This window comes from Mesorhizobium sp. M4A.F.Ca.ET.050.02.1.1 (assembly GCF_003997725.1).
Classification (GTDB): domain Bacteria; phylum Pseudomonadota; class Alphaproteobacteria; order Rhizobiales; family Rhizobiaceae; genus Mesorhizobium.
Window position 1 is genome coordinate 1 of record NZ_RZSG01000299.1, and the last position, 6,712, is coordinate 6,712.

Consider the following 6,712-nt stretch of genomic DNA (forward strand, 5'->3'; position numbering starts at 1 on the left):
AGGCGTTGCGCATCCGGCTTGCGCGCGCCATGGCCGAAACGAGTGCCCGCCTGAAGTCGATCGGCATCACGCCGTGGATCGACCAGCCGGCCGGCCTGTTCCTGTGGTGCAGCCTGCCGGAGGGCGTGGATGCAGCCGAAGTCGCCCGCCGCGCGCTGGCCGACAATGTCGTGCTGGCGCCCGGCAATGCGTTCAGCCTGTCCGGAACGGCCAGCCGCTTCCTGCGCTTCAACGTCGCCCAGTCGGGTGACGAACACATCTTCACGGCGCTCGCAGCGGCGATGTCCGGGTAGTCCGGTCAGCGCGCCGCGCAAATCTCCCGCACGCAATCGCGCAGCCAGCGTTGCGCCGGATCGGCGTCGAGGCGCGGGTGCCAGAGCATCGAGATGGTCACCTCCGCCGTCGCGACCGGCAAGGCAAAGCTGAACATGCCGGCGCGCGCCCCTTCGGTGTGCCGCTCAGGGACGCTGGCGATCAGGTCGGACGCGCGCGCCAGGGCGAGTGCCGCCGAAAAGCCCGACACCATGGATACCACGGTCCGCCGCAGCCCAAGCTGTTCCAGCGCCTCGTCGATCGGTCCCCTCTCGCGGCCGCGCCTCGAAACGCTGATGTGGCGGCCGGCCGCGAAGCGCTCCGGCGTGACGGCGCCCTGGCTCAGCGGATGGCCGGCCCGCGCCGCGCCGATGAAGCGGTCGCGAAAGAGCGTCTGGATGCGGATCTCGGGTCCGGTCTCGCCGGCGACGCCGATCTCCAGATCGATGGTCGCGTCGCGCAGCGAAGCGACCTCCTTGTCGGACTTCGGCGCGAAACGCAGCCGCACATTGGGAGCTTGCGCGCCGACGCTGGCGACAAGCCGCGGCCCGAACTCCTCGACGAAGCTCTCATTGGTGCGCAGCGTGAAAGTCCGATCCAGGCCTTGCAGGTCTAGCAGCCTGGCGGGGCGCAGTAGAGCTTCGCCCTCCTCGACCACGCGGCCCACCTGCAGCCGCAATTCCTGCGCGCGCGGCGTCGGCACAAGGCCCCGGCCGGCGCGGACCAGCAGCGGATCGCCGGTCGCCTCGCGCAGGCGCGCCAGCGTGCGGCTCATCGCCGACGGGCTGAGGCGCAGCCTTTGCGCGGCGCGCGCCACACTGCCTTCGTTCAGCAGGACATCCAGCGCGACAAGCAGGTTGAGGTCGGGCGACGGCATGCCCGGACCATAGCACGGATATATGGCGTCGCATGCATGAATAAGATGCAAATACTGCGTCTTCCGCCATGCCAGCCACAAGCGTACGACCGGCCGACAGATCGGCCTTGGCGGTGCCACCGGCAATGCCAGGGCAAAGGAGCAAAATCTTGGCGGACATTGCGGAAAAAATTGGAACCGAGAGCAGCTGGAATGGCCGCGCTGCGCCCACGCGGGTCGGATGGGCGCTGGCCAGCCTGTCGCTTGCCACGCTGTTGCCCTCGCTCGGCACCAGCATCGCCAGCGTCGGCCTGCCGGCCCTGATGCAGGCGTTCGGCGCCTCGTTCCAGTCCGTGCAATGGGTGGTGCTGGCCTACCTGCTTGCCATCACCACCATGATCGTCAGCGCCGGGCGGCTGGCCGACATTGTCGGCCGCCGGCCGCTGCTGCTCGGCGGCATCGCCCTGTTCACGGCCAGCTCGGCGCTCTGCGCGCTGGCGCCGTCGCTTGGCCTGCTGATCGCGGTGCGGGCCGCGCAAGGCCTTGGCGCGGCGGTGATGATGGCGCTGACGCTGGCCTTCGTCGCCGGCACCGTCCCTAAGGCCAGGATCGGCAGCGCCATGGGCCTGCTCGGCGCCATGTCGTCGATCGGCACCATGCTTGGCCCGTCGCTCGGCGGGTTGCTGATCGCCGGCGCCGGCTGGCGGGCGATCTTCCTGGTCAATGTGCCGCTCGGCATGCTGGCTTTCGCGCTTGCCTGGCGCGCACTGCCCAACGAAGGCAGGTCCGGGCCGGGACGAAGCACCTTCGATACTCCTGGGACGGTTCTGCTCGCCTTGACGCTGGCCGCCTATGCGCTGGCCATGACACTGGGCAAGGGCAGCTTTGGTCTGCTCAATCTCGGCCTGCTTGCCGTTGCCGCCCTTGGCGTCGCCTTGTTCATCGTGACGGAATTGAAGGTCGAGACTCCGCTCGTCCGCCTGGCTGCATTCGGCGACCGCATGCTGACCGCAAGCCTCGCCATGAGCGTCGTCGTCTCGACCGTGGTGATGGGCCAGTTGGTGGTCGCGCCGTTCTACCTCTCCAGAGCGCTGGGCCTCGACCCCGCCACCGTCGGCCTGGTAATGTCCACGGCACCGTTGGTCGCGACGCTGGCTGCGGTGCCGGCGGGGCGGCTGGTCGACCGCTTCGGTGCCCAGCCGACGATGATCGCCGGCCTGGCCTCGCTCGTTCTCGGCACGTTTGCCCTCTCGTCGATCCGGATCGCGTTCGGCATTCCCGGCTACGTCGTCCCGGTCCTGGCGCTGAGCGGCGGCTACGCCCTGTTCCAGACCGCGAATAACACCGCGGTGATGGGGGCCGCGACCGCCGACCAGCGCGGCGTCGTCTCCGGCCTCGTCAACCTGTCGCGCAATCTCGGCCTGATCACCGGCGCATCGCTGATGGGCGCCATATTCGCCGCGGCATCTGCTGGAGCAGATTCAGCGACCCCATCGGCAACCCTGCTAGGGATGCAGGTCACGTTCCGAGTCGCGATGGCGCTTGCGCTGGTTGCGCTCGGCCTTGCCCTGTTCAGCCGGCGGGCGGGCGGCAAGCGCAAGGACTTGCCTAAGCCCGCTTGCGGCGCTCGTAGAGCATGACCAGCGTCTCGGCTGTCAGGGCCGGCTTCTGCTCGCCCTCGATCTCGACCGTATTGGCGGCCTTCATCAGATACTGGCCGGGGCCCTTGTCCTCCATCGACAGCAGCGTGGTGCGGAGCCGTATTCTCGATCCGACTCTAACCGGAGACAGGAAGCGGACCTTGTCGAAGCCGTAATTGAAGGCGGCCTGGGTGTTTTCGGGTACGATGCCCATGTCGAGTGCCAGCGCGCCGATGATCGACAGCGTCAGATAGCCATGCGCGATCGTGGTGCGGAACGGGCTCTGCCGCTTCGCCCTTTCAGGGTCAACATGGATCCACTGGTGGTCGCCGGTGCATTCGGCGAACTGGTCGATACGGTGCTGGTCGACCGTCGTCCATTCCGACACCCCGACTTCCAGCCCGGCCATCGTCCTCAACTGCTCGAAGGTCGGCGGCGTCCTCGGCCGTGCTTCCGTCATTCCTGCTTTCCCGATCGTTTCGCCCGTCTCCCGACCACGAAGCGGAGCCCCCTGTCAATTCGCCGCCGGGCAATTCGGTTCCGACAGGCCGCGTTTTGCCGCCGTGGGTGGCAGCTCATCCACAGTGTCGCCGGAAGGCAAGCGCGGCCTCCGCGCGCCCGGGACTTAACGCCCGAAATGCACGATCATATCTGGCAGGCAGCAAAGCGAAGCTGACTGGAAAAGTCACTTCTTCTCGTAGCCGGAGCGAATTTCGGCCATCGCGTCCTTGATGCGCTCGCGCAGGATCTCGATGGATTCCGTGCCGGATTTCCTGGCCATTTCAGCCACCTCGCCGGCATTCTTCAGCGCCGTCTCGAAGGATTTGCGGGCGAACTCCGCCTGCCTCGTCATCAATTCCTGCGGATTGCCGGGTGCCCGGTAATTTTGTGCCAGATCGGTGATCTCGCGCAGCGCCTCCTGCACCATCTCGCGTTGCCGCGCAAGCAACGAGGACGCTCCGGCCGCGCCTGCCCTGGCGGACTTTTCGAGCGCTTCGAGATTCTTGCGGTGGTGGCTGATTATGGCTTCGACATCGACATTCGGCATCTTCAGGTCGCGGCCGAATCTGCTGAACATGTCCAGGAACGAGTCGGAGTCCGGTTGTTTCGCCATGGCTTCTGCTCCCCAATCTGCCGCGAAGGCCTTCCCTGACAGAAGAATAGAGCACGCCACGCTTGCGTCAATTGACGAGGAACAACCGCTCGGCCGTGTAAAGCACGATGCCGGCAAGGCCGCCGATGACCATGCCGTTGAAGCGGATATATTGCAGGTCCTTGCCGATGTTCATCTCGATTAGCCGGGTGAGTTGGCCAAGATCCCAGCGTTTGACCTGGTCGGCGATGAATTTCGACACGCCGCTCTTCTGGCTCTCTACGAAGGACGACAGCGCCACCACGAACCCCTGGTTCATGTCGGCCCTGATCCGCGCGTCGCTGGCCAGATGGCGGCCGACCTCGACGAACATGTTGGCGAGGTGGGCGCGGATCAGGGAATTCTCGGCCCTGGCGTCCTGCTCTATGAACTGCCGCAGGCTTTCCCACATGTCGCCGGCCAGCGCCTTCATTTCCGGCCGCGCCAGGAAATCGCGCTTCAGCTGCTCGGCCCGCCTGGCATATTGCTTCGACGTCCTCAGCCGCTCGATGAAAGTCTTCGCAAACCGGTCGAACTCGGCCCGCATCGGGTGGTCGGGATCGGTCCTCACCTCCTCGAGCAGCGTGCCGGCTGAGGCTACGATCTTCTTGAGCAGATAGGCATCGGCGCGAAACAGGTTGAACAGCGACGGCAATTCCTCGCGGATCTTCTCGCGCATGGCGGAGAGCGCCTCCTCGTCGTTGAGGAAGCGGCCGATCACCCTGGTGAATTCGTCGAACAGTTTCTGGTGACGGCGATCGTCGGTGAGCGTCGACAGGAGCTCGGCGGCAAGCGGCGCCAGCGGCACCTTCTCGACCTCATCCAGCATGCGGCTGGTGACAAAGCCGCGCAGGCCGGACTGTTCGACAGCGGCAAGCGTCTGCGGCACCAGGCGGGCGACAAAGCGCGACAGGCCGGCGGCGCGCTCGGCATCGGCCAGCCAGTCGGCGACCAAAGCGGAAAAGTCGACCTCGGCCAGCTTCTCGCGCACCGGCTCCGGCGCCAGGAAATTGACCTCGATGAAGCGGCCAAGATTGTCGGCGATGCGCTCCTGGTTCTCCGGGATGATGGCCGTGTGCGGGATCGGCAGGCCGAGCGGCCGCCTGAACAGCGCCACCACCGCATACCAGTCGGCGAGGCCGCCGATGGTTGCCGCCTCGGCGAAGGCAGCGACGAAGCCGAGCCACGGATAGGTGCCCTCGAGCGACTTGGCGAGCCCGAAGACCAGAACGCAAAGCGCCAGCGCCGTGGCGGCCACCAGCTTGGTGCGCCGCAGCGCCGCAAGCTTGGCATCGGCGTCGGTGTCGAATCGGACATGGTTCATGGCCGGGGCCGCTTGTGACATGCTGAGCCGCTCCTGATCGATGTTGCGATCTTATCTAGGGTCGTCGCCGGCCAAATGCCCGCCATACCCTGTCCGGCTCACAATTTGCGCCACCATGCACATAAAGTTGACGCGTTTATTCATCTATCGTGCGCCGCCAGTCTGGAATTGTTCCAAGGTATAGGCCATATTGGGTCCAAGCTACTGGTTCATGAGGACGAAATGCGGCTGACGCGCCAGACCAATTATGCCATGCGCATCCTGATGTATTGCGCCGCCAATACCGAACGGCTGAGCCGCATCCCCGAGATTGCCGCGGCCTATTCGGTGTCGGAGCTGTTCCTGTTCAAGATTCTGCAGCCGCTGGTCGAGCACGGTCTGGTCGAGACGGTTCGTGGCAGGAATGGCGGCGTCAGGCTTGGCCGTCCGGCCGAGCAGATCAGCCTGTTCGACGTCGTGCGGGTGACCGAAGAGAGCTTCGCCATGGCCGAATGCTTCGAGAACGACGCGGCCGAATGCCCGCTGGTCGACAGCTGCGTGCTGAACTCGGCGCTGCGCGAGGCGCTCAACGCCTTCTTTGCCGTGCTGTCGCGCTACACGATCGCAGACCTGGTGGCGGCGCGCCCGAATGTGCGCCATCTGCTTGGCATCGACATGCTGGAGCAGCGCGCCCCCGCCGCCTGATTGCAGCCGGCGGCTAGGCCGCCGATTGCGGCAAAACGAACGGCATATTGGCTACCGGCAGCACGCCAACTTTCAACCGGCAATCGAACACCTTCTCGATCAGTTCGTCGGTCAGCACGTGCTGCGGCGCGCCCGCGGCGGCGAGCCGGCCGCGATGCATGACGTGGATGCGGTCGGCATACATGGCGGTCAGGTTGAGGTCGTGCAGGATGGCCACCACGCCGCCGCCGCGCCTGGCGAAGTCGCGGGCAATGTCCATGATGATCAGTTGGTGCTTGACGTCGAGGCTGGACACCGGCTCGTCGAGGAACAGGTAACGTGGCTTGCCGTCGAGCACCGGCGCCCAGACCTGGCAGAGCACGCGGGCAAGCTGCACGCGCTGCTGCTCGCCACCTGAAAGCTCCTGGTAGAAGCGTCCGGCAAAGCCGTCGAGATCGACGCGGGCCAGCGCCCGTTCGGGCAGTCGCGCGTCCTCGCCGGGCAGCACGCCGGAGCGTCCGCCGACAAGGCCGAGCCTGACGATCTCGCGCACCGTGAACGGAAACGACAATGTCGTCGCCTGCGGCAGCACGGCGCGATAGGTCGCCGCCTGCACCGGCTTCATCGCCGTGAGGTCGCGCCCGTTGAGCGCAATGCCGCCCGTATAGGCAAGCTCCCCCGACAGCGCCTTGAGGAAGGTCGTCTTGCCGGACCCGTTGGGCCCGACGACGGCCGCGATCTCGCCCGGCGGCGCCACGAAGTCGACATGGGCGACGATGCTCCTG

The 6,712-nt window shown here is 66.2% G+C and carries 7 protein-coding genes and 1 pseudogene; 3 read left to right on the top strand and 5 right to left on the bottom strand.

The annotated features are described in order from the left end of the window. Nucleotides 1–293: pseudogene (locus tag EOA33_RS19375) on the top strand (PLP-dependent aminotransferase family protein); the annotation flags it as partial. 5 nt (nt 294–298) lie between these two features. Here EOA33_RS19375 and EOA33_RS19380 read toward each other — a convergent pair. After that, a complete protein-coding gene (locus EOA33_RS19380) occupies nt 299–1,189 on the bottom strand; it encodes a LysR family transcriptional regulator (protein ID WP_127406311.1) in 891 nt (296 codons plus the stop codon). Nucleotides 1,190–1,359: 170 nt separating this feature from the next. On the opposite strand from EOA33_RS19380, the gene EOA33_RS19385 reads away from it, so the two are divergent. Further along, entirely contained in the window at nt 1,360–2,808 is a 1,449-nt protein-coding gene (locus EOA33_RS19385) for an MFS transporter (RefSeq protein ID WP_245482376.1), read from the top strand. Here the strand turns inward: EOA33_RS19385 and EOA33_RS19390 are convergent. The 3 genes from EOA33_RS19390 to EOA33_RS19400 form a co-directional block, all read right to left on the bottom strand. Next, nucleotides 2,777–3,268, bottom strand: a complete 492-nt coding sequence (locus EOA33_RS19390; protein WP_126054160.1) for a MaoC family dehydratase — start codon at nt 3,266–3,268, stop codon at nt 2,777–2,779. The genes EOA33_RS19385 and EOA33_RS19390 overlap by 32 nt on opposite strands. A gap of 225 nt (nt 3,269–3,493) precedes the next feature. Further along, entirely contained in the window at nt 3,494–3,922 is a 429-nt protein-coding gene (locus EOA33_RS19395; RefSeq protein ID WP_126054159.1) for a phasin family protein, read from the bottom strand. Nucleotides 3,923–3,989: 67 nt separating this feature from the next. Next, nucleotides 3,990–5,285, bottom strand: coding sequence for a DUF445 domain-containing protein (locus tag EOA33_RS19400; RefSeq protein WP_126054158.1), 1,296 nt, complete (start codon nt 5,283–5,285; stop codon nt 3,990–3,992). A gap of 201 nt (nt 5,286–5,486) precedes the next feature. On the opposite strand from EOA33_RS19400, the gene rirA reads away from it, so the two are divergent. Continuing rightward, nucleotides 5,487–5,948, top strand: coding sequence for an iron-responsive transcriptional regulator RirA (gene rirA / locus EOA33_RS19405; RefSeq protein ID WP_126054157.1), 462 nt, complete (start codon nt 5,487–5,489; stop codon nt 5,946–5,948). Nucleotides 5,949–5,961: 13 nt separating this feature from the next. Here the strand turns inward: rirA and EOA33_RS19410 are convergent, their stop codons facing one another. Then, entirely contained in the window at nt 5,962–6,705 is a 744-nt protein-coding gene (locus tag EOA33_RS19410) for a heme ABC transporter ATP-binding protein (RefSeq protein WP_127406313.1), read from the bottom strand. Nucleotides 6,706–6,712: the final 7 nt, after the last annotated feature.